Genomic DNA, 21,516 nt, shown 5'->3' on the forward strand with positions numbered 1-21,516 from the left:
CTGACGTCTCCGGGCCCCGTCGGGCGACCCGGCCGACGGCCGGTCACCGGTCCCTCCCGGCAACCGACTTGCGCAACACCCCCGCTGATCAGCTAGAGTCTGGAGCACGCCGAGGGGCAAGGCCGAAAGGCCCGGCTCACGGAGTACATGCGGGTGTAGTTCAGTAGTAGAACATCCCCCTTCCAGGGGGAAGGCGCAGTGTGCAATTCCTGTCACCCGCTCTGCATCGCCGTACCGAGGATCCTTGTCGATCAGGTAGGCTGGTGCTCGCGCCGATCGGTGAGAGCTGATCGGATGCCATGCGGACGTAGCTCAGTTGGTAGAGCGCAACCTTGCCAAGGTTGAGGTCGCGAGTTCGAGCCTCGTCGTCCGCTCGGATAGGAGACCCCGGTCCATCGGACCGGGGTTTTTCGCATGTCACGGGCCCGTCTGACATTTGTCATGCCCGGTGATGACACCCCGCACTGCCCCTGCGCCTTCCTGACTTGCATGATCGAGGCATGGAAGCGAAGGAACACGAGCACGTGATCGAGGTCTCCGACCTGCGACGTGTCTACGGGGGCGGGTTCGAAGCCGTGCGCGGGATCGACTTCTCCGTGCGACGCGGCGAGATCTTCGCCCTGCTGGGGACCAACGGAGCGGGCAAGACCTCCACCGTCGAACTGCTGGAAGGGCTCGCCGCGCCGGCCGGCGGACGCATCCGGGTCCTCGGCCACGACCCGTACACCGAGCGCGCCGCCGTCCGGCCGCGCACCGGCGTGATGCTCCAGGAAGGGGGTTTCCCCTCCGAGCTGACCGTCGCCGAGACCGCCCGGATGTGGGCCGGCTGCGTCAGCGGGGCACGCCCGGAGCAGGAAGTGCTGACGCTGGTCGGGCTCGCGACGAAGACCGGTGTCCGCGTGAAGCAGCTCTCCGGCGGCCAGCGGCGCCGGCTGGACCTGGCGCTCGCGCTGCTCGGCGACCCCGAGGTGCTCTTCCTGGACGAGCCGACCACCGGGCTCGACCCGGAAGGCCGCCGGGAGACCTGGGAGTTGGTGAGCGAGCTGCGCGACCGCGGCACGACCGTGCTGCTCACCACGCACTACCTCGAAGAGGCCGAGTTCCTCGCCGACCGGCTCGCGATCATGCACGAGGGCCGGATCGCCGTCACCGGCACCCCGGCCGAGGTGACCGCCTCCGAGCCGTCCCGGATCACCTTCGACCTGCCCGAGGGCTACTTCGTGGGCGACCTGCCGCCGCTCGCCGAACTGGGCGTGAGCGACCACACGGTCGACGGCCGGACCGTCCGGCTGCGCACCCATGAACTCCAGCGGGCCGCCACCGCGCTGCTGGTGTGGGCCGAACGCGCCGGAGTGGAACTGAGCCGGCTGGACGTGCGCTCGGCATCACTGGAGGAGGCGTTCCTCGGGATCGCCAAGGAGGCGGCCGCGGGGACGGCCGAGACGAAGGAGTACGCGGCATGAGCACGACCGTCACCACCCCGGTGAGCCGGATGACCGCGCTCGCCCGCGCCGAACTGACCCTGCTGGGACGGGCCAAGGGCACCCTCTTCGCCGCCCTGTTCGTGCCGCTGGTGCTGCCGCTCAGCGCGCGCGAGGCGGCCAGGGAGATGGACCTCGCCGAGCACGGGCTCACCATCGGCACGATGGTGCTGCCCGCCGCCGTCGGCTTCTCGCTGCTGTTCGCCGTCTACACGGCGCTCGTCGGTTCCTTCGTCACCCGTCGCGAGGAACTCGTCCTCAAGCGGCTGCGCACCGGGGAGCTGCGGGACGCCGAGATCCTGGCGGGCTCCGCGCTGCCCGCGGCCACCACGGGCCTGGTGCAGTCGCTGCTCCTCGCGGCCGGCTGCATGGTCCTGCTGGACATGTCCGCCCCGTCGGCCGTGTACCTCTCCGTGCTGGGCCTGCTGCTGGGTGTCGTGCTGTGCGTGCTGCTCGCGGCGGTCACCGCGAGCTTCACCAAGACCAGCGAGAGCGCGCAGGTCACACCGATGCCGATGATGTTCCTGTCGATGCTGGCCTCCGGGATGATGTTCCCCCTGGAGATCCTCCCCGACCGGATCGCCACCTTCTGCGAACTGCTGCCGCTCAGCCCCGTCATGACCCTGGTGCGCGGCGGCTTCACCGGCGACCTGTCGGCCGGTGACACCCTGGGCGCCATCGCGGTCGCGGTGGCCTGGATCGCGGTCACGGTATTCGCTGTACGACGCCGGTTCCGCTGGGAGCCGCGGCGCTGACGCACGCCGGCAGGGGCAGGAGGCGCGAGCAGATGAGCAGGCCGGACGGCTGGTGGGGGCGGAAGAGCACACCGGCGAAGTTCGAGACGTACACCCGGTGGTCGTTCCATCTGCTCGCGCTGACCGAGCTCTCCGCGGCCGGCGGTCCGGTGATCGGCCGGGTCGAGCCGCGGTCGGCCGCCCTGCTGATCTCCGTGGCGGCCCTGCACAGCGCGGTCTACGCGGTGACCTCCTCGCGCGCCCTGGACTGGCAGCGCGGGCAGCGGGACCGGCCGGTCCGGACGATGTGGGCGTTCGGCGCGGCGACGGCGCTGATGGCCGCCGCCGCGCTCGTCGTCGCCCGGCACGACCCGGGCGAGGACGCCGCGGGTGCCGCCGGCGGGGTCTTCTCCATCGTGATGATCTTCGGCGCCGGTACGGCCGGCGTCTGCGTGCGCGGGCGGTGGCACGCGCTCGCCGTGACGGCGGGCTTCGCGGTGGCGTCGGCGGCGCTGTCGTACGCCATCGGGCTGCCGTGGCCCGCCACGCTGGTCACCAGTCTGCTCGTGCTGGCCGGCGGCGGGTTCTTCGCCTTCACGTACGCCTTCTCCGCCTGGCTGCTCAACTCCGTCTACGAACTGGACGAGGCCCGTGAGACCCGGGCCCGGCTCGCCGTCGCCGAGGAGCGGCTCAGGTTCGGGCGGGACCTGCACGACGTGATGGGGCGCAACCTCGCCGTGATCGCGCTGAAGAGCGAGCTGGCCGTGCAGCTGGCCCAGCGGGAGCGGCCGGAGGCCGTGACCCAGATGGTCGAGGTGCAGCGGCTCGCGCACGAGGCGCAGCGGGAGGTGCGTGAGGTGGTGCGGGGCTACCGCGAGGCCGACCTCGGCAGCGAGCTCGCGGGCGCCCAGGGCGTGTTGACCGCCGCCGGTATCCACTGCACGGTCACCGGACCGGTGACCGGATTCCCCGCTCCGGTGCAGTCCGCGCTCGGCTGGGCGGTGCGGGAGGCCGCCACGAATGTGCTGCGGCACGGGGACGCGCGGCGGTGCGCGATGGAACTCAGGGTGCGGGAGGGGCGCGTGGTGCTGACGGTGGAGAACGACGGGGTGCCGGAGTCCGGCGACGGCCCGGGCCGGGGGTCCGGTCTGGTCGGACTGCGCGAGCGGCTGGCGGAGATCGGCGGGACGCTGCGGGCCGGGCCCACCGGGGACGGGCGGTTCCTGCTGACCGCCGAGGTCCCGCTGCCCGCGCACTCCGGGCAGACCCCTCCCGCCGCCGCGCCCGCCCCCGACCCCGTGAATGAGGCGACACCATGACCGACGCCCGGCCCGTGCGGCTGCTGCTGGCCGACGACGAACACCTGATCCGGGGCGCGCTGGCCGCGCTGCTGTCGCTGGAGGACGATCTGACGGTCGTCGCCGAGGCGGCCTCCGGTCCCGAGGCGCTGGCGATGGCCCGGGCGCACGCCCCCGACGTGGCCGTACTGGATCTGCAGATGCCCGGCGCCGACGGTGTGAAGGTCGCCACAGCGCTGCGGGCCGAACTGCCCGGCTGCCGGGTCCTCATCGTGACCAGTCACGGCCGGCCCGGGCATCTGAAGCGGGCGCTCGCGGCCGGTGTGCGCGGGTTCGTCCCCAAGACCGTCAGTGCCCAGCGCCTCGCGGAGATCATCCGCACGGTGCACGCGGGAAACCGGTACGTCGACCCCGAGTTGGCGGCCGACGCGATCGCCGCCGGCGACTCCCCGCTGACCGTGCGCGAGGCGGAGGTGCTGGAGCTGGCGGCGGACGGCGCGCCCGTGGCGGAGATCGCGGAGCGGGCCGCGCTGTCCCAGGGGACCGTGCGGAACTACCTCTCCTCGGCCGTCTCGAAGCTCGGCGCGGAGAACCGTCATGCGGCGGTGCGCCTCGCACGGGAGCGGGGTTGGGTATAGTGGGTCTCACGCCACGGCGCATGCGAACGTAGCTCAGTTGGTAGAGCGCAACCTTGCCAAGGTTGAGGTCGCGAGTTCGAACCTCGTCGTTCGCTCCGTAGCAGAGGCCCCGGTCATCGACCGGGGCCTCTGTCGTGGTCGGCCGGGCCCGTGGGGCCCGGCCGGTCGTGCGTTCAGCTCCAGGTGGTGCCGGTCAACCGCTCGTACGCCTCCACGTACTTGGCCCGGGTGGCGTCCACCACGTGCTGCGGCAGCGGCGGCGGGGGCTGCTCGCCCGCGCGGTCCCAGCCCGACTCGGCCGAGGTGAGCCAGTCCCGTACGAACTGCTTGTCGTACGACGGCTGGGCGCGGCCCGGCTCCCACTGCTCGGCCGGCCAGAAGCGGGAGGAGTCCGGGGTGAGCACCTCGTCGGCGATGACCAGGGTGTCGCCGTCGAAGCCGAACTCGAACTTGGTGTCCGCGAGGATGATGCCACGGTCGCGGGCGATGTCCCGGGCGCGGGAGTAGGCGGCGAGGGTCGCCTGGCGCAGCCGGGCGGCGGTGTCGGCGCCGACCTGGCGCGCGACCTCCTCGTAGGGGACGTTCTCGTCGTGTTCGCCGACGGCGGCCTTGGTGGCCGGGGTGAAGATCGGGGCGGGCAGTTCCGAGCCGTCGACCAGGCCCTCGGGGAGGGCGAGCCCGCAGACCGTACGGGACTCCTCGTACTCGGCGAGACCGGAGCCGGTGAGGTAGCCGCGGGCCACGCACTCCACGGGGACCATGTTCAGCGACTTGCAGACGAGGGTGCGGCCGGCCCAGTCGGCGGGGGCGCCGTCCGGGACCTCGGTGCTCAGGACGTGGTGCGGAAGCAGGTCGGCGAGCTGGTCGAACCACCACAGGGACAGCTGGGTGAGGACCCGGCCCTTGTCGGGGATCTCGGTCGGCAGCACCCAGTCGTAGGCGGAGATGCGGTCACTGGCGACCATGACGAGGTCGCCCGCCTCGTTCCGGTACAGCTCGCGCACCTTGCCGGTGTGCAGATGCACCAGGCCCGGAACCTGGATCGGTTCGGGCTTTTCGACGAATCCGGACACGGTGCCTCCCCGTGGTTCTGTCCATGTCCGTCGATTCTCCCGTACCGGGCGGGCGGGCGCGGCCGCGGGTCAGTCGCGTTTGCAGATGCGGTCCAGGAGGTTGGCGGTGGCGCGCTGGACGCGGGGGTCGACGTGGCCCGGGCGGTCCAGCGCCGGGGACCAGGCGAAGGTGCCGGAGGCGAAGACCCAGGCGCCGGAGGGGGCACGGTAGAGGGAGGTCTCCTGGTGGCGCCGCGCGCCCGCCCGGTCGGTGTAGGGGGAGTGGGCGAGCAGGACGCGCTCCTCGTACTCGGGCAGGGGGGTGCGCGGGTAGTAGCGGTCGGCCTCGCCGGCGACCAGGCCCTCGATGCCGTCGCCCTCGTGGGCGCCGGTCGCCTCCCACATCCAGTGGCCGGCGTTGCGGACGATCAGCGGGTGCGGGCTCGGGACGTGACCGGCGTACTGGATGCCGAGCAGCTGCTGTTCCGCGCGGTCGATCTCCCGCCACAGCACCGGTTTGCCGGGGCCCTGGCGCTTGCGGCAGGTCAGCAGGCGGTCGGGGCCGGACGGGGAGGGGGCGAGCTCCACCTGCCAGTAGAGGGTGTTGGCGGAGAGGAAGACGAGGGAGGTGCCGTGCGCGCGGGCGCGTTCCACCGCGGTGCGCATCGGCACCGACCAGTACTCGTCGTGGCCGGGGAAGATCAGACCCCGGTAGCGGGCGGGGTCGACGCGGCCGGCGTGCAGGTCGCGGGCGTCGGCGTAGGCGAGGTCGTAGCCGTAGCGCTCGGCCCAGCGGATGACGTCGTAGGCGTGCCCGACGTGCAGCGGCAGGCCGGCGCCCGCGTAGGGGCGGTCGAAGGAGACGGTGGTGGCGGCCTCGGACTCGCCGAGGAGCCTGCCCTCCTCGTCCCAGGCGTGGTAGAGGCTCGCGCCGGTGCGGCCGTCCTCCGGGTAGAGGTTGTAGGCCTGCCAGGTGACGTCGGGCAGGACGAGGAGGAGGTCCGCGGGGCGGTCGTCGCGGACGGTGAAGGGGATGTGGGAGCGGTAGCCGTCGGCCGTGGTGAGCACGGCGACGTACGCGCCGACGCTCCAGTACGACGGGACGGGTAACCGCCAGGACAGCCACCAGTGGTGGCAGGAGACGGTGCGGTCGGCGGTGAGCGGCGGGGGCTGCACGATGCCGGAGAGGCGGGGGCTGGAGGTGATCTTCGTGGCGCCGTCGCCGGCGTAGTGGCCGATGCGGTAGACGTCGACGTCGAACTCCTGCGGCGGGTCGACGGTGATGTGGAAGTCGATGGAGTCGCCGGGGGCGACGGCGCCGGTGGAGGCGAAGCCCTTGATCTGGCGGCGTACGTCGTCGGCGGCGCGGGGTCCGACGGAGGAGCGGGGGGCGGGAATCCTGGGGCCGCCCTGCCGGGGGAGGCGGGCCGCCGTCCGGTCGGCCGGGTGCGGTGCGGGGTCCAGGTCGGTGTCCACGTACCAGGGGACGACCTGGCCGGTGTCTCCGAAGTACGTCTCGCTGCCGCGCAGCCACGGGAGCGGCCCCTGCCCGAAGGGGTCGTTCACGGCGTGCGCCAGAGCTCCCGACTCCCAGCGGCGAATCTGCTCCGAGCCCATGATCGCTCCCCTCCCTCGTGCCCCGGTTGCGATGCGGTGCGTGGTGCTGTCCGGCAGTCGCCGGACGGGTGAGGCCTGGCGCCAGTTATGTGTTTGTCGTATGTCGCGAGCTCTTGCCAGCGAACCCGAACGGTCCAAGCACATCACATATCGCGCGCAGTCCGTCACCGTTCGTTTTGAATTGACCGAAAGCGGAGGGTTGGACTCCGGGGGCTCCGGGGTGGTCGGGACCGGCGGGGTCGTGTGGGGCTGCCGGTCTGCCGGTCTGCCGGTCTGCCGGTCTCAGACGAGCCGTACCGGCTTCTCGGGGCGTATGCCGTGCCGGGACAGCCAGAGACGCAGGTCGGTGGGGTCGCCGTCCTCGATCAGGGCCAGGACCTGCGAGGACAGGTCGGACGCTCGTACGCCGTCCAGGAGCAGTGCCGGTCCGTCGAGCCAGTCGAGCCCGGGGACGGCGCCCGCGGTGTCCATCGCCGCGCAGCAGACCATCGCCGTGATGTGGTCGGCGAGCAGCTCACGCGCGGTGCGCGGGGACTGGAGCGGGAAGAGGGGAAGCGGCCGGTCGTCCCGGAAGGGCGCGGCCGGATCCGGGGTGGCGGAGGGGGCGGCGCCTTCCTGGCCGGCGGTGGCGGCACGGGCCCCGGCGGAGGCCGCCTCCTCGCGGGCGAGTTCGGCGCTCAGCCGGGCCGCCAGGGCGGCACTGCGGGCGGTGGTGCCGGACAGGTCCCCGTCGTCGTCGGCGTCTTCGTCGTAGTGCGCCGCGGGTACGGGGGGACGGGCGGGCGGCTGCGGGGCCGCGGGCGGCTCACCGGGGGCCTCCCGGGTCGTCAGGTGGGCCAGGACGCGGGTCAGGGTCGGGCCGTCCGGGGCGGGGGGTTCGCCGGGGGCCGGGGGGACGTGGAGGGAGTCCAGGACGCGGTGGAGGCGGGCGGCGTCGGTGCGCCACTTGCGGTCGACGACCTCCTCCGGGTAGTCGCCCCAGTGCACCGGGGACCAGTCGGGCCCCGTCTCGGCGGGCCCCCCGTGGAAGAGCCGGGCGGCGAGCAGCGAGGCGGCCTGGTCCACCGCGCCGGGCTCCTCGAGCAGGTCGCAGGCGGGACGCTCACCGAGGCGGGAGGCGAACCCCTCCGCCAGCCGGTCCCGCCGGGACAGCTCGGTGAGCGCCGACACCACGCCCGCGTTGAGCCGCGAGGGCCAGCGGCCCATCCGCCAGGCGGGCAGCGCGACCCGGGTGAGCAGCCGGTCCCAGCCCGCGTACGCCAGGCCCACCTGCTCCTGGGCGACGATCCGCACCCCGTAGTCCACAGCCTGTGCACGGTCGGCCGCCGCCGCCGCGACCCCCCGCTCCATCTCGGCCGCGTGTCCCCGGCAGCCGCGCAGCAGCAGCCGGGCCACCCGGCCGACGCCCGCGAGCACCCCACGTGCCACGGGACCCCGGTGCGGCGCCGAGGCCACGGCCACCGCGGCGTCCAGCCCCTGCACGAACCGCCGGGCGGCGGCTATGTCGGGGTGCGCGGACGGTCCCGTACCGGCGACGACCGGGGCGAGGACCGCGCGCAGCTCGCCCACGCGCATCCACCACAGGAACGGGGAGCCGATCACCAGCACGGGCGCGGCGGGCGCCCCGCGCGGAGGCCGTCCGCCGCCCGCCATGTCGTCGTACCTCTCGGCCGGCGGCGGGCCGTGGGCGGGGTGGGTGCGGTCCTCCAGCCAGCTGTCGCAGTCCGGGGTGAGCGCTATCGCGGAGGGGGCCGGGACGTCGAGGCGGTCGGCGAGGTCGCGCACCATCCGGTACAGATCGGGTGCCGCCTCCTCGGCGACCGGCACCGTGGGGCTCATGGCGGGCCGGGCCCGGGCGACGACCAGGGCGACCCCGGCGGCGAGGAGCAGGACGAGCACCGCGACGGGCGTGAGCACGCGCCGGGCGAGGTCCCAGCCGGCGCCCGTGAGATGGCCGGTGGAGCCGCCGGCGAGCAGGATCACGGCGACGGCGGCGGGCAGCAGCGCGACGGCCAGCGCGCGGCTGCGGACCCGCAGCACGGCGAGCGCCCGGGCCCGCGCGCCCGGTCCCCCCGGCTCCGCTGCTCCCCTCGCGCCTGCGCTCATGGCCCGACGTCACCCCCTCCCGGCTCCGGACGCTGTCCTGGCGTTGCCCATGCCCCCACTGTGGCACCCGCCACTGACATCGCAATGCCGATGGGCCAAGTGCCGGAACGCTTGCGCGGCACCCTAGTTGGGGCCCCGGGTCACGTCAGCCGGATGGCGTATCGCTCACTCGATGGAATGGCTTTGGGGAAAGGTGGATGACGGACGGCAAGGGTCAGGCCCCGGATCCTGAGACGGTTCCGGGGCCTGCGGGGTTCAGGGGTCGTCGGTGCGGGCGGGCCGGGCGCCTCGCGCGGAACGCGGTGCCGGGGCGGATCGCGACCCAACGCGGATCGCGATCCAACGCGGATCGTGTGCCGCGCGGATCGTGTGCCGCGCGGATCGTGTGCCGCGCGGATCGTGCGCCGCGCGGATCGTGTGCCGCGCGAACTACAGGACTACGCGGATCACGCGTCCTGTGCCGCCTTCGCCGCCTTCTCCGCGATGTCCGTACGGTGCTGGGAGCCGTCGAGGCCGATCCGGGACACCGCGCGGTAGGCGCGGTCGCGGGCCTCCGTGAGGTCCTTGCCGGTCGCCGTGACGGACAGCACGCGCCCGCCCGCGCTGACGACCGCGTCGCCCTCGCGCCGCGTCCCGGCGTGCAGGACGTACGCGTGCGGGGCGTCCTGGGCGGCGACCTCGTCCAGGCCGGTGATCGGGTCGCCGGTGCGCGGCGTACCGGGATAGTTGTGCGAGGCGACGACCACGGTGACCGCGGCCTCGTCGCTCCAGCGGGTGGGCTCCACGTGGGCGAGATTGCCGGTGGCCGCGGCCATCAGCAGGCCGCCCAGCGGGGTCTTCAGCCGGGCCAGCACCACCTGGGTCTCGGGGTCGCCGAAGCGGGCGTTGAACTCGATCACGCGGATACCGCGCGAGGTGATCGCCAGACCGGCGTAGAGCAGGCCCGTGAACGGGGTTCCCCTGCGCCGCATCTCGTCGACGGTCGGCTGCAGAACCGTCTCCACGACCTCGTCGACCAGCTTCGGATCGGCCCACGGCAGCGGGGAGTACGCCCCCATGCCACCGGTGTTCGGGCCCTCGTCGCCGTCCAGCGCGCGCTTGAAGTCCTGGGCGGGCTGGAGGGGCACGACGGTCTCGCCGTCGGTGATCGCGAAGAGGGAGACCTCGGGGCCGTCGAGGTACTCCTCGATGACCACGCGCTCACAGCCGTCGGCGTGCACGCCGGCCACCTCGATGTCGCCGGTGACGACGACGCCCTTGCCGGCCGCGAGCCCGTCGTCCTTCACGACGTACGGGGCGCCGAACGCCTGGAGGGCCGCGGCGACCTCCTCGGGCGTCGCGCAGACGTAACTGCGGGCGGTGGGCACTCCGGCCCCCGCCATGACGTCCTTCGCGAAGGCCTTGGAGCCCTCGAGCCGCGCGGCCTCCTTGGAGGGGCCGAAGGCCGGGATGCCCGCGTCGCGCACGGCGTCGGCGACACCGGCGACGAGGGGCGCCTCCGGGCCGACGACCACGAGGTCCGCACCGAGGCGTACGGCCAGCTCGGACACGGCGGCGCCGTCGAGGGCGTCGACCTGGTGCAGCTCGGCGACCTCGGCGATGCCGGCGTTGCCGGGCGCGCAGTGCAGCGCGGTGACATCGGGGTCGAGGGACAGGGAGTGGCACAGGGCGTGTTCGCGGGCGCCGCTGCCGATGACGAGGACCTTCACGGGGTCAGCCTAACGGCAGACGGCGGGTCCCCTTTGTGCGGGCTTCCGAAGGAGGGCGGGGAGACGGTTTGTGGGTTCCTCCAGACGCGGCCCGCGGTGCGGGGCGCTCTCGGTACGTCTCGGGCCGCCCCGGGACTACTCGTTCGTGATCTCCTCGACGACCGTCGCTCCCAGTTCCCGTACGAGGAGTTCCTTCCCGGAGAGGGCGGACTCGTCCAGGTCGGGGTCGTCGTCCTCCGGGATGTCGTCCTCGGGCGAGACCGGGGGCGGAGGCTCCGGGGCGGACGGACGGGGGGCCGGTGCGGGCGCGGGCCGGGCGGCCGGGGCACCGGGCGGGCTCGCCGGCTGTGCGGGGGCGGCGGGAGGGCCGGCCGGAGACGCGGACGGGCGCTGACCGGCACCGGGGGTGCCGCCGCCGTACCCGGAGCCTCCGCCGTAGCCGCCACCGCCGTAGCCGCCGGGCGGTCCGGCGGGGGCGGGGGCCGGGGCACCGCCGCCGGACGGGTCCACGACCGCCTCGATCTTCCACTGCACGTTGAACTGCTCGGCCAGCGCCTGGCGCAGCACGTCCTCGCTGCCACTGCTGAGGAAGTTGTCCCGCGCGCCCGCGTTCACGAAGCCGAGCTGGAGGGTCGTGCCGTCGAAACCGGTCACCTGGGCGTTCTGGCTGAGCAGGATCCAGGTGAAGCGACGGCGGTTCTTGACCGTTTCCAGAATGTTCGGCCAGAGGTTGCGGGGGTCGAGACCGCCACCGCCGCCCGCCGGCGCGGGAGCCGAGGGTGCCGCCTGGGGGGCGGGCGCGGGGGTGCTCGGCGTGGAGGCGCTCGGCGTGGGGGCGCTCGGCCGCCCGCCGCCACCGCCCGCCGGTGCGGCCGTGGGCCAGCCGCCGGGCCGCCGGCCACCGGCGCCACCGGCGGGGGCGGCGGTGGGCCAGGCACCGGGCGCACCGGTCGGCGCGGCGGGAGCCTCGGCGGCCGGAGCAGGGGCCGGGGCAGCAGCGGGGGCCGCGGGAGGCTGGACCGGAGCGGGAGCGGGGGCGGGAGCGGGAGCCGCAGCGGCGGGCGTGGGCTGGGGCGCGGACGACGGCCCGGGTCCCCGTACCGCGGCCCGGGCGGCGGCCGGACCGCCTCCCGGCTCGACGGAACCCGCGGGACCCGCGCCCTGCGCCGCCCCTCCCCCATGGGCCTCCGGCCCGGGGACGTACCCCACCGCCGGCGTGCCGGCCGTCCCCGCGGAGAAGTTCACCCCGCGCTCGATCCGGTCGAGCCGGGCCATGAGCGAGCGCTCGTCGCCGTACGCGGCGGGGAGCATCACGCGCGCGCAGATCAGCTCGAGCTGGAGGCGCGGCGAGGTGGCGCCCCGCATCTCGGTGAGCCCCTCGTTGACGATGTCGGCGGCGCGGCTGAGCTCGGCGGGGCCGAAGGTGCCGGCCTGGGCCTGCATCCGCTCGATGACGTCGGCGGGGGCGTCGATGAGCCCCTTCTCGGCGGCGTCGGGAACGGCGGCGAGGATGACGAGGTCCCGCAGCCGCTCCAGCAGGTCCGCGACGAACCTGCGCGGATCATTACCCCCCTCGATCACCCGGTCGACGATCTCGAAGGCGGCGGCCCCGTCACCGGTCGCGAAGGCCTCGACGACGGAGTCGAGCAGCGATCCGTCGGTGTAGCCGAGCAGGGAGGTGGCCATGGCATACGTCACACCGTCCTCGCCGGCTCCGGCGAGGAGCTGGTCCATGACGGACATCGAGTCACGCACGGACCCGGCGCCCGCCCGCACGACGAGCGGCAGCACGCCCTCGTCCACGGGGATGTCCTCCTTGCCGCACACCTCGCCGAGGTAGTCCCGCAGGGTGCCGGGCGGCACCAGCCGGAACGGGTAGTGGTGCGTACGCGACCGGATCGTGCCGATGACCTTCTCGGGCTCGGTGGTCGCGAAGATGAACTTCAGATGCTCCGGGGGCTCCTCGACGACCTTGAGCAGCGCGTTGAAACCGGCCGACGTGACCATGTGGGCCTCGTCGATGATGTAGATCTTGTACCGGCTGGAGGCGGGCCCGAAGAAGGCCTTCTCGCGCAGGTCACGGGCGTCGTCCACACCACCGTGGGACGCGGCGTCGATCTCGATGACGTCGATCGAACCGGGCCCGTTGCGCGCGAGGTCCCGGCACGACTGGCACTCCCCGCACGGCGTCGGCGTGGGGCCCTTCTCGCAGTTCAGGCACCGCGCGAGGATGCGCGCGCTGGTCGTCTTGCCGCAGCCGCGCGGACCACTGAACAGGTACGCGTGATTGACCCGGTTGTTCCGCAGCGCCTGCTGCAACGGGTCGGTGACATGCTCCTGCCCGATGACCTCGGCGAACGACTCCGGGCGATAACGGCGGTACAGCGCGAGAGACGACACGTCTACGAGGTTATAGGCGAGCACCGACAACCGGACCGGCCGCTCGGGAACGCAAGCGCCCCCCACGCACCCGCCAGAGCCGACCTACCCTTGCTGCCTTCCGGCCCTGGGGGAGTTCAGTCAGATAGCGCCGCGTGAGGGGCTACGCAGAGGCTACCCCATGTCCCGGCCCGGGAACGAGTTCGCGAGCACTCCTCCCGGTCATGTAATGTCTCCAGCGGAGGATTCGCCTAGAGGCCTAGGGCGCACGCTTGGAAAGCGTGTTGGGGGCAACCCCTCACGAGTTCGAATCTCGTATCCTCCGCCAGTGCCTCACCGGGCACGTTGTCGAAGGGCCCCCTGAAAACAGGGGGCCCTTCGACGTTGTCCGTCCTCCTGCTCGGCGCTGTCCTTCATGGGGCGGCTGCTGTCGGGCGATGCCCCGCTGCGGGGACGGGCCGGGCTGGAGTTCGTCGTCCGCCCTCTCGACCATCGCCTCACTGCCGAGTTCGGGGGGACCCGGGGCAGCCCACGGCGATTCAGCACACCCTCGGCAGGGCCTCGGGCGCCGTGCCACCACACGGTCTCACCGCATGCGAGTCGACCTCCACCTTCTCGCGGAGAATGAACGATCGGCGAGGTGAAGCCCCTGCCGTGCCCCGTTCCGGTGGCTCAGCGGGTGATCTCGACCTGGCGGGTCTCCGTGACCTGGTCGAGTTCGGTGACGCGGATCGTCAGCTTCATCGTCCAGGTGCCTTCGAGGGGGAGGTTGAGGTCGCTCGTGGCCCAGTAGCCGCCGCGGTCGGTGACCTTGGCGTCGATGGGGCCGATGTCCTTGGCGGCGAGGGTGAAGGAGATGCGGAGTTCCGGGACGAAGGTCAGGGCGCCCCGGGGGCCGAAGACCACCGCCTGGAGGCCGTTCTCGCCGACCCGGCCCGGATCCATCTGGATCTGCACGGTGCCGCGTCCGCCGGGGGTGCCGACGTCGTAGGGGATGGTGAAGGCTTCCGCACCGGGGAGTCCGGCCACCTGGGGGCGGGGGGCCTGTGCCGCCTCGGCCTCCGCGCGGGCGGGGAGCGTGCCGGTGAGCACCGTGGTGATCAGGAGGACGACGACCGCCACGAGCACTTCCGCCAGGACGGAGCGGCGCAGGGCGCGGCGGTAGTGGTCGGGGGTCGGCTGCGGGGGTGTGTCGGGCGGGGTCGGGTCGTCCCGTGTCGGCTCCGGCGGGGTTCCGCCGGGCGCGCCCACCAGTTCCGGTATCCGGGATTCCGTCGGCGCCGGTACCGCCGCCCGCGTCACCAGCAGGGTCGTCCAGCGGCGGGAGAAGGCCGCCGCCAGCAGCAGGAAGACGGTCGCCGCGAGTTTCGCCGCCAGGGTGCGGCCGTACGACGACTCCGCGAGGGCGGACCAGGAGCCGAGGCCCCGCCAGGACTGGTAGAGGCCGGTGACGACCAGGACGGTCACCGAGAGGAAGGCCAGACGGGAGAAGCGGGCGACCGCGTCCGGTGCGGGCGGGGTCTTCGCGCGGTGGAGGGTGAGGAGCAGGGCGGTGAGGCCGCCGAGCCAGCAGGCCATCGCCAGCAGGTGGAGGACGGAGGACGTCATCGCCACCGGGACCTGGATGCCGGCGGAGGCGTGTTCGGCGGCGGCCCAGGTCAGGGCGAGGGCGACGGACGTGGCGGCGCCGATCGCCAGGCGGGTCCGGGGACGGCTGCGCCGGGCGAGCGGAATCAGGACCGCCACCGTCAGCAGGAGCAGGGCCAGACGGGTCAGCAGGGCGAGGCCCGGGCGGCCGGTGAGGGTGTCGGTGAACGCGGAGAGGTCGAGGGCGGTCGCGGGGGACGTGCCGTTCTCGTACGGGGCGCGCAGGACGAGTAGGGCGGCCGTGGCGGTCAGCAGGGTCCACCAGCCGATGAGCAGCGCCGGCCGCAGCGGGGCCCTGTCCGCCGGACGGCACACCCCGATGAACGCGGCGGCGCCGATCATCAGGGCGGCGGCGATGTAGGCGAGGTAGCGGCCGGTGTCGTAGAGGCTCTTGGTGACCGGGTGTTCGGCGTGGTCGGCGGGTGCGGCGGGTGGTGTGGGGGAGGGTTCGCCGATGGAGAAGGTGAAGGCGCCGGAGACCGGGTGGCTGTCGGCGGAGACCACCCGCCAGGCCACGGTGTAGGTGCCGTCGGCGAGGTCGCCGGGGAGTGCGGCCCGGGCGGTGTCGGAGGCGCCCTCCGCGTGCTGCGGCTCGCCCAGGTCGACGCGGCGGTTGTCGGGGCTGTAGACGCGGAAGGAGTCGTCGAGCAGGCCGACGGACTCCGTGAAGGTCAGGGTGATGTGCTGCGGGGCGGTCTCGACGACGCTTCCGGCCTCGGGGTCGCTGGCGCGCAGGGCGGCGTGGGCGCTCGCCGGGGCGGCGCTGCCCAGGACGAGCAGGACCAGCATCGTGCCCAGCAGCACCAGCCCTCGCAGCCGCCGCGTCCGGCGGCCGCCCGGGGCTCCGCTCCGTCCGCCCCCGCCCGCCGCCGCCTCGCTGCGCCGTCGCTCCACGTCGTACCCGCCTCCCGGCCGTCCGGCTTCAAGAGAGGTACGGATGAGAGGTGCGGTGTGCTCATCGGATCACCAAGTCGGGCGGGCCGTCGCTCCCCCGTCCACCACCAGGTCGTGGCCGGTCACCCAGGACGCCAGCCGGGAGGCCAGGAACACGCAGGCGTCGCCGATGTCCTCCGGGCGGCCGAGGCGGCCCACCGCGGACGCCTCGCGCCACCGGCGTACGCCCTCCGGCCAGGCGTCGGCGAGGCCCTCCCGGTCGATCAGGCCGGGCGAGACGGTGTTGACGCGGACGCCCCACGGTCCGTACTCCTGTGCCGCCGCGCGGGCGTGCATCACCACCGCCGCCTTGGACGCCCCGTAGTGGGCGTGCCCGGGGGCGGGGATGCCCGCCTCGACGGAGGCGATGTGGGTGATGGAGCCGCCGCCGTCCTGGTCCCGCATGAGGCGGGCCGCCGCCTGGGTGCAGGCGAAGACGGTGGTGAGGTTGGTGTCCACGACCGAGCGCCACTCGGCGGCCGTCATCCCGGCGAGCTCCTGGACGGGCTGGATCCCCGCGTTGTTGACCAGCGCGGTCAGCCGTCCGCCGAAGCGCTCCGCCGTCTCGGCCACCGCGCGGTGGCAGGCGTCCTCGTCGGTGAGGTCGCCCTGGAGGACGACCGCCCTGCCGCCCGACTGCCGGATGCGGTCGGCGGTGTCCCGCGCGGGGGCCAGTGCCGTACGGCAGTGCAGGGCGACGGCCGCGCCCTCCTCGGCGAACCGCCGCGCGATGCCCCGGCCGAGGCCGCCGCCCGCGCCGGTGACGAGGGCGATCTGGCCGTGCAGCAGTCCCCGTCCGCTGCCGTGCGGCAGTCCCCGTTCGCTCATGGGCGGCACAGTGGTGCGATGAGCGGCGCCCGTTCGGGGTAACGCGCGGTCAGGTCGGCCGCGTCGCCGTGCTCGTAGCCCTCGAAGGTGAAGCCGGGCGCCATCGTGCAGCCGAAGAACGTCCAGGCGCCGCCCGCCGCCACGTGTGCGGCCATCCAGGTTCCGGCGGGGACGGTGAGCTGGACGTGCTGGCCGCCGAGGACGTCCGGGCCGAGGACGGGGGTGCGGGAGGTGCCGTCGGGGGCGAGCAGGAGCAGCTGGAGCGGGTCGCCGAGGTAGTGGTGCCAGATCTCGTCGGCGGGCAGGCGGTGCAGGGCGGAGTAGTCGCCGGGGGCGTCGGTGAGCAGGGCGACGATGGCGGTGCCCTCGGGGCGGCCGTCGGGGCGTGCGGGACCGGCCCAGGTCTGCCGGAAACGGCCGCCCTCGCGCGGGAGCGGCTCCAGACCGTAGTGGGCGACGAGCTCGTCGGGGGTCACCCGCCGAACGCTACCTCGCGCGTGAGGAACGCGAGCTGTGCCTTCTTCTCCGGGAGGTACACGTCGGGCAGGTCGACCTCCGGCAGGACGACCGCCGGTCCGGCGGTGAAGCCCTGCTTCACGAAGCGGGCGACCGCCTTCTCGTTGGCGACGTCCGGGTCGACCACCACCCGCCCGCGGTCCAGCACCAGCAGCACGTACGTGACGATGGCGGCCGCCAGCCCGCCGGTCCAGCCGGAGCGGGCGTCGCCGGGTGCGGCGGGGGCGAGGAGCAGGTGGATGCCGATGTCGCCCGGTTCGACGGGGTAGCACGCGCCGACGCGGTCGGCCTCCGGGTCGTACGTCTGGAGCAGCGCGGCCGGGGTGCCGTCCTTGAGGACGAGGTACGCGTGGTGGGTGTCGAGGGTGTCCATGTGGGCGTAGATCTCGGCGACCCGCTGCTCGGTCAGGCCGTTCATGCCCCAGAAGGCGGCGCGTTCCTCGCTGACCCAGCGGTGCAGGAGGGGCGCGTCGGCGGCCGGGTCCAGCGGCAGGACGCGCACGGTGCCGAAGCCGTCGACGTGCTGCTCGTGGACGGGTGTGCGGGAGGCGTACGGGTCAGACATCGGTCTCCTTTGTCAGCTGCGCCCAGTCGGTGAGGACCGGGGCCAGGTCGCCGGCGAGCCACAGGGGCTGCTGGTCGCGGTGGTGGGGTGAACCGGGCACGCCCGAGGCGCCGTGCGGCACCACCCAGCGGCTGTCCTCGCGCCGGCCCAGGTCCCACACGTAGCGGGCGGCGGGACCGCGCGCGGCGAGGTCGGTGAGGCCCGGCACGGCGGAGGTGCACAGCACGCAGTCGTGGTCGCCGGAGAGCCCCGGCTCGTCGTACGGGGTCCCGGACGGCGGCAGGGCCCGCCAGGGGGCGAGGCGGTGGGTGTCGCCCCAGGTGCCGGCGGGCGGCCCGGCGGCCACCTCCTCCAGCGCCGCGCGGACGGCCGCCGGGCGGTCGATCCCGAACAGGTCCTCCGCGGACAGCAGGTGTTCGAGTGCGTAGCCCACGCGCGGGAGCAGCGCGAGCCAGGGGCGGAACACCTCGGGGTACGGGGGTGGCGTGGCCGCCGCCGCGAAGGCGGGGTGGGCGGCGAGCCGGCGTACCAGCGCGGTGCGCAGCGCGGCGAAGGCCGCCGCGTCGGCGCTGTCCGCGTCCATGTGGCGGTCCCACCGCAGCAGGCGGTCGCGGAGGGCGGCGGCGGGCCCGGTGAGGTCCTCGGTGCCGAGTGCGGCGAGGTGGTCCAGGAGGGGGGCGGCGGACGCGAGGTGGGTGTCCGTGTGGATCGCGGACATGTCGGCGGCGGACCAGCGGCTCTGCCGGCCCAGCAGGGCGGCGATGCGCTCCGCGCGGTGCGGCGGGGCGAACTCCACGCCCAGGGGGGCGGCCGGGCCGCGCTGGTTCGCCATCACGGCGACCCCGTCGGTCAGTCCGTCGCGCGGTGGCTCGTGCCAGCCCCGCCAGGCGTACTCGGCCTCCCACGCGGGGACCAGCCGGGTCCGGTTCGCCTCCGCGCGGAGCGGGACGCGGCCGGCCACCCGGTGCAGGGTGCCGCCGTCGGTGTCGGCGGCCATGATCACGTTGACGGGTTCGGCCCACCGGTCGACGGCCCGGTCCACGTCGGCGACCCGGCGGGCCCGCAGCAGCGGCAGCAGCGCGCCGAAGCCGAGGTCGCCGGTGACGCGGGGCGGGTGGCGCAGGGCGACGGCGAGCGGCGGCTCGCCGGGCTGGGGCACGCCGTCGTCGAGGCCCTCGGGGCCGCCGATGACGACGGGGCCGCGGTCGGTCTCGACGACCTCCACCTCGACCGGCTCCTCGCCCGCCACCTCGATGGTCTCGGTGTGCCGGGCGGCCCGCCGCCAGGTGCCGTCCGGGCCGAGCGCCTCCACACCGGCACCGGTGCGCCGCAACCGCTCGCGGTAGAGGTCCTGGTAGTCGGCCATGGCGTTGGTGATGGCCCAGGCGACCGTGCCGGTGTGGCCGAAGTGGGCGATCCCGGGGACCCCGGGCACGGCGAGGCCGACGACGTCGAACTCCGGGCAGGAGAGCCGGATCTGCTGGTACACGCCCGGGTCCTCGATGAACCGGTGCGGGTCCCCGGCGATCACCGCGTGTCCGGTGACCGTGCGCTCGCCGGAGACCAGCCAGCCGTTGCTGCCGGAGGTGCCGGGGCCGTCGGTGGCGAACAGGCCCACGGCGTCGGCGCCGAGGTGGGTGGTCACGTGCTCGCGCCAGAGCTTGGCGGGGAAGCCGGCGAAGAGGATGTGCGTACCGAGCCAGATCGCGAGCGGGGTCCAGGGTTCCCAGCGGCCGGGGGCGAGGCCCGTGCGGGCGAACTCGGGGGCGGGACCGTGCCCGTGGTCCGCACCGGTCCGGGGGGCGGTGGGGGTGGACGTGGGGGACTCGCTCCGGGTCGGGCTGTCGGCTGAGTTGTCGGTCGGGCGGGGCGTGTCGGGGACGGGCGCGGCGGAGCCGGCCGTGTCGGCGACAGGCGCGTCCGCGGCACGCGCGCCAGGGACCGCCGTGTCGACGACAGGCACGGCGGAGTCGGCCATGTCAGCCGCGGTCGGGGCGGTGCCGGGGCCCGGGGCGGGCGTCGTCGGCCCGTCGGCGCCGGTCAGCCCCGGGCCGGTCGCGCCGACGGGCACGTCGGTCCGGCGCCCGGCACCTTCCGCGTACGCGGCGGTCCCGGTGGGTTCCGGCCCGGTGGCGGGCCCCGCCGCGTCCGGCGCCAGGACCTCGTTGATCCCGTCCACGTACGCCCGTACCCACCGCGCCGTCTCCGGGTCCCGTCGCTCCAGTTCGGTGAAGCAGCGGCGGGCGGTGTCGGACAGGCGGGCGCGGCGGGCGAAGCGGTCCCAGGGCAGGGCCTCGGGACCGAGGAAGGCGGCCGAGGTGCCCTGCGCGCGGTGGCGTTCGACCTCGAGCTGCCAGGCACGGTCGCGGGCGGTCACCCGGCCCTGGAGGCGCGCGAGTTCGTGCACGCCGTCCGCGCGCAGATGCGGGATTCCCCAGGGATCCCGAAAGATCTCGCCGGTCACTGTGCCCCCCATTCCCTTTAGGTTAGGCTCCCCTAAGTAATCGTGGCGGAATCGTACGCGAAGGGTGACGAGACGATGGGGCAGGGGCGGGGTTGGGAGGGCGCGGTCCTCAAATTGCTGCGCGGCAAGGACTTCACGTTCACCGTGACGGGGAGCGAGGACGTCACCGCCGACTACCGGCGGGTGCGCTTCACCGACGGCGGGCTGCTGGCGGCGGCCGGTGTCCACCCGACGATGTGGGTGCGGCTGTGGTTCTCCAACGCCGGCAAGCCGCACCAGCGCGCGTACACCCTGGTCGACCCCGACCCGGCGGACGGCACCTTCACCCTGGAGTTCGCGCTGCACGAGGGGTGCGCCAGCGACTGGGCGCGGGCGGCGAAGCCCGGGGACACCATCGAGGCGACCGTGCAGGGCACGGGGTTCGAGAACCCCTTCCCCGCTCCCTCCCACGTCTTCGTGGTCGGCGACCCGGCCTCGCTCCCGGCCATCAACTCCCTGCTCGGCGCGGTGGGCGACGCCCCGGCGACCATCTGGTTCGAGGGCACGCTCGACGGGCTGCCCTGCCTCGCCGACCCGGCCCGGCACGAGGTGCGCGAGGTTCCCCGGCAGGACGCGGGGGCGGCGCTGGTCGAGCGCGTACGGGCCGAACTGCCCGAACTGCTGCGGGCCGGCCCCGACCCGTACGTCTGGATCGCCTGCGACACCGCCACCACCCGGACCCTCTCCGCGTTCGTCCGCAAGGAGCTGGGCGTGCCCAAGCAGCGGATGCAGGCGCTGGGGTACTGGCGCGCGAGCTGAGCCGCGACGCGCGATCATCGGGGGCATGGACGTCACTCTTCACCTCGCCCAGGACCCCGACGCCGACCGGCTGCTGGGCCGCAGCCCGCTCGCCGCGCTGACCGGGATGCTGCTGGACCAGCAGATCCCGATGGAGTGGGCGTTCAAGGGCCCGGCGACGATCGCCCGGCGGCTCGGCGCGGACGACCTGGACGCGCACGAGATCGCCGCGTACGACCCCGACGCGTTCGCGGCGGTGCTCTCCGACAAGCCGGCCGTGCACCGCTACCCGGGCTCGATGGCGGGCCGCATCCAGCAGCTGTGCCGGTACCTCGTCGAGCACTACGACGGAGACGCCGAGGCCGTGTGGCGGGACGTCGGCGACGGCAGGGAACTGCTGAAGCGGCTCCAGGACCTGCCGGGGTTCGGCAAGCAGAAGGCCCAGATCTTCCTCGCCCTGCTCGGCAAGCAGCTCGGGGTCCGCCCCACCGGCTGGCGCGAGGCCGCGGGCGCGTACGGCGAGGAGAAGGCGTTCCGCTCGGTCGCGGACATCATCGGCCCGGAGTCCCTGTCCAAGGTGAGGGCGCACAAACAGGAACTGAAGGCGGCGGCGAAGGCGGCCAAGGCCACGAAGAAGCCCGGCGCCTAGCGCCCCGCACCGCCACACACACAGCCGCACGAAACACGCCGCACGCGCGCGGCCGTACGAGACGCGTGGTGCCGGAACCCGCGCCGTCGCATTCGTGTCGGCCACTTTCGGGGGAATCGGGTG

Annotated in this window: 16 protein-coding genes, 4 tRNA genes and 1 other RNA gene; 10 read left to right on the plus strand and 11 right to left on the minus strand. The window is 74.2% G+C overall.

Annotated elements, in window-relative coordinates:
• Positions 1 to 149: 149 nt before the first annotated feature.
• The 7 genes from ACZ434_RS30645 to ACZ434_RS30675 all read left to right on the plus strand — a co-directional run bounded on the left by ACZ434_RS30645 (position 150) and on the right by ACZ434_RS30675 (position 4,246).
• A tRNA-Gly gene (locus tag ACZ434_RS30645) sits at positions 150 to 221 on the plus strand.
• A gap of 80 nt (positions 222 to 301) precedes the next feature.
• Positions 302 to 374: transfer RNA gene (locus ACZ434_RS30650), tRNA-Gly, on the plus strand.
• Positions 375 to 500: 126 nt separating this feature from the next.
• The gene (locus tag ACZ434_RS30655) at positions 501 to 1,463 is read left to right on the plus strand and encodes an ABC transporter ATP-binding protein (RefSeq protein ID WP_468461592.1); all 963 of its coding nucleotides are present in this window, start codon (positions 501 to 503) and stop codon (positions 1,461 to 1,463) included.
• The gene (locus tag ACZ434_RS30660; protein WP_468461594.1) at positions 1,460 to 2,236 is read left to right on the plus strand and encodes an ABC transporter permease; all 777 of its coding nucleotides are present in this window, start codon (positions 1,460 to 1,462) and stop codon (positions 2,234 to 2,236) included. The genes ACZ434_RS30655 and ACZ434_RS30660 overlap by 4 nt, the downstream gene beginning before the upstream one ends.
• 32 nt (positions 2,237 to 2,268) lie before the next feature.
• On the plus strand, positions 2,269 to 3,534 hold the full coding sequence (locus tag ACZ434_RS30665) for a sensor histidine kinase (protein WP_468461596.1): 1,266 nt from the start codon (positions 2,269 to 2,271) through the stop codon (positions 3,532 to 3,534).
• Positions 3,531 to 4,151, plus strand: coding sequence for a response regulator (locus ACZ434_RS30670; protein ID WP_468461598.1), 621 nt, complete (start codon positions 3,531 to 3,533; stop codon positions 4,149 to 4,151). Before ACZ434_RS30665 ends, ACZ434_RS30670 begins: the two co-directional genes overlap by 4 nt.
• A 22-nt stretch (positions 4,152 to 4,173) precedes the next feature.
• Positions 4,174 to 4,246: transfer RNA gene (locus tag ACZ434_RS30675), tRNA-Gly, on the plus strand.
• Between the two features lie 78 nt (positions 4,247 to 4,324).
• Here the strand turns inward: ACZ434_RS30675 and ACZ434_RS30680 are convergent.
• The 6 genes from ACZ434_RS30680 to ffs form a co-directional block, all read right to left on the minus strand.
• Positions 4,325 to 5,224, minus strand: a complete 900-nt coding sequence (locus ACZ434_RS30680; RefSeq protein WP_468461600.1) for a phosphoribosylaminoimidazolesuccinocarboxamide synthase — start codon at positions 5,222 to 5,224, stop codon at positions 4,325 to 4,327.
• Positions 5,225 to 5,293: 69 nt separating this feature from the next.
• Positions 5,294 to 6,820, minus strand: a complete 1,527-nt coding sequence (locus ACZ434_RS30685) for a N,N-dimethylformamidase beta subunit family domain-containing protein (RefSeq protein WP_468461602.1) — start codon at positions 6,818 to 6,820, stop codon at positions 5,294 to 5,296.
• 282 nt (positions 6,821 to 7,102) lie between these two features.
• Positions 7,103 to 8,926, minus strand: a complete 1,824-nt coding sequence (locus ACZ434_RS30690; RefSeq protein ID WP_468461604.1) for a M48 family metalloprotease — start codon at positions 8,924 to 8,926, stop codon at positions 7,103 to 7,105.
• A gap of 446 nt (positions 8,927 to 9,372) precedes the next feature.
• Positions 9,373 to 10,635: a phosphoribosylamine--glycine ligase gene (gene purD / locus ACZ434_RS30695; protein WP_468461606.1), complete on the minus strand. Its 1,263-nt coding sequence runs from the start codon at positions 10,633 to 10,635 to the stop codon at positions 9,373 to 9,375.
• Between the two features lie 135 nt (positions 10,636 to 10,770).
• Complete coding sequence (locus tag ACZ434_RS30700) at positions 10,771 to 13,035, minus strand: DNA polymerase III subunit gamma and tau (RefSeq protein WP_468461608.1); 2,265 nt, start codon at positions 13,033 to 13,035, stop codon at positions 10,771 to 10,773.
• Between the two features lie 48 nt (positions 13,036 to 13,083).
• An RNA gene (gene ffs / locus ACZ434_RS30705) (signal recognition particle sRNA small type) lies at positions 13,084 to 13,182 on the minus strand.
• Positions 13,183 to 13,254: 72 nt separating this feature from the next.
• Between ffs and ACZ434_RS30710 the strand changes: the two genes are divergently transcribed.
• Positions 13,255 to 13,342, plus strand: a tRNA-Ser gene (locus tag ACZ434_RS30710).
• A 344-nt stretch (positions 13,343 to 13,686) separates the two neighbouring features.
• Here ACZ434_RS30710 and ACZ434_RS30715 read toward each other — a convergent pair.
• From ACZ434_RS30715 to ACZ434_RS30735, 5 genes are all read right to left on the minus strand, one after another.
• Positions 13,687 to 15,465 (minus strand): copper resistance CopC/CopD family protein, encoded by a 1,779-nt coding sequence (locus ACZ434_RS30715; RefSeq protein WP_468461630.1) that lies wholly within the window; start codon positions 15,463 to 15,465, stop codon positions 13,687 to 13,689.
• A gap of 159 nt (positions 15,466 to 15,624) precedes the next feature.
• Entirely contained in the window at positions 15,625 to 16,422 is a 798-nt protein-coding gene (locus tag ACZ434_RS30720; RefSeq protein ID WP_468461610.1) for an SDR family NAD(P)-dependent oxidoreductase, read from the minus strand.
• The gene (locus ACZ434_RS30725) at positions 16,419 to 16,898 is read right to left on the minus strand and encodes a cupin domain-containing protein (protein WP_468461612.1); all 480 of its coding nucleotides are present in this window, start codon (positions 16,896 to 16,898) and stop codon (positions 16,419 to 16,421) included. The genes ACZ434_RS30720 and ACZ434_RS30725 overlap by 4 nt, the downstream gene beginning before the upstream one ends.
• Positions 16,895 to 17,503: a GNAT family N-acetyltransferase gene (locus tag ACZ434_RS30730; RefSeq protein ID WP_468461614.1), complete on the minus strand. Its 609-nt coding sequence runs from the start codon at positions 17,501 to 17,503 to the stop codon at positions 16,895 to 16,897. The genes ACZ434_RS30725 and ACZ434_RS30730 overlap by 4 nt, the downstream gene beginning before the upstream one ends.
• On the minus strand, positions 17,496 to 19,979 hold the full coding sequence (locus ACZ434_RS30735; RefSeq protein ID WP_468461616.1) for a penicillin acylase family protein: 2,484 nt from the start codon (positions 19,977 to 19,979) through the stop codon (positions 17,496 to 17,498). Before ACZ434_RS30735 ends, ACZ434_RS30730 begins: the two co-directional genes overlap by 8 nt.
• Positions 19,980 to 20,042: 63 nt before the next feature.
• Between ACZ434_RS30735 and ACZ434_RS30740 the strand changes: the two genes are divergently transcribed.
• Together ACZ434_RS30740 and ACZ434_RS30745 are read left to right on the plus strand one after the other, a co-directional pair.
• Entirely contained in the window at positions 20,043 to 20,765 is a 723-nt protein-coding gene (locus ACZ434_RS30740) for a siderophore-interacting protein (RefSeq protein ID WP_468461632.1), read from the plus strand.
• A 25-nt stretch (positions 20,766 to 20,790) separates the two neighbouring features.
• Positions 20,791 to 21,393, plus strand: a complete 603-nt coding sequence (locus ACZ434_RS30745) for an HhH-GPD-type base excision DNA repair protein (RefSeq protein WP_468461618.1) — start codon at positions 20,791 to 20,793, stop codon at positions 21,391 to 21,393.
• The last annotated feature ends 123 nt before the right edge of the window (positions 21,394 to 21,516 follow it).

The sequence above is a fragment of the Streptomyces sp. NPDC030893 genome (assembly GCF_055571535.1).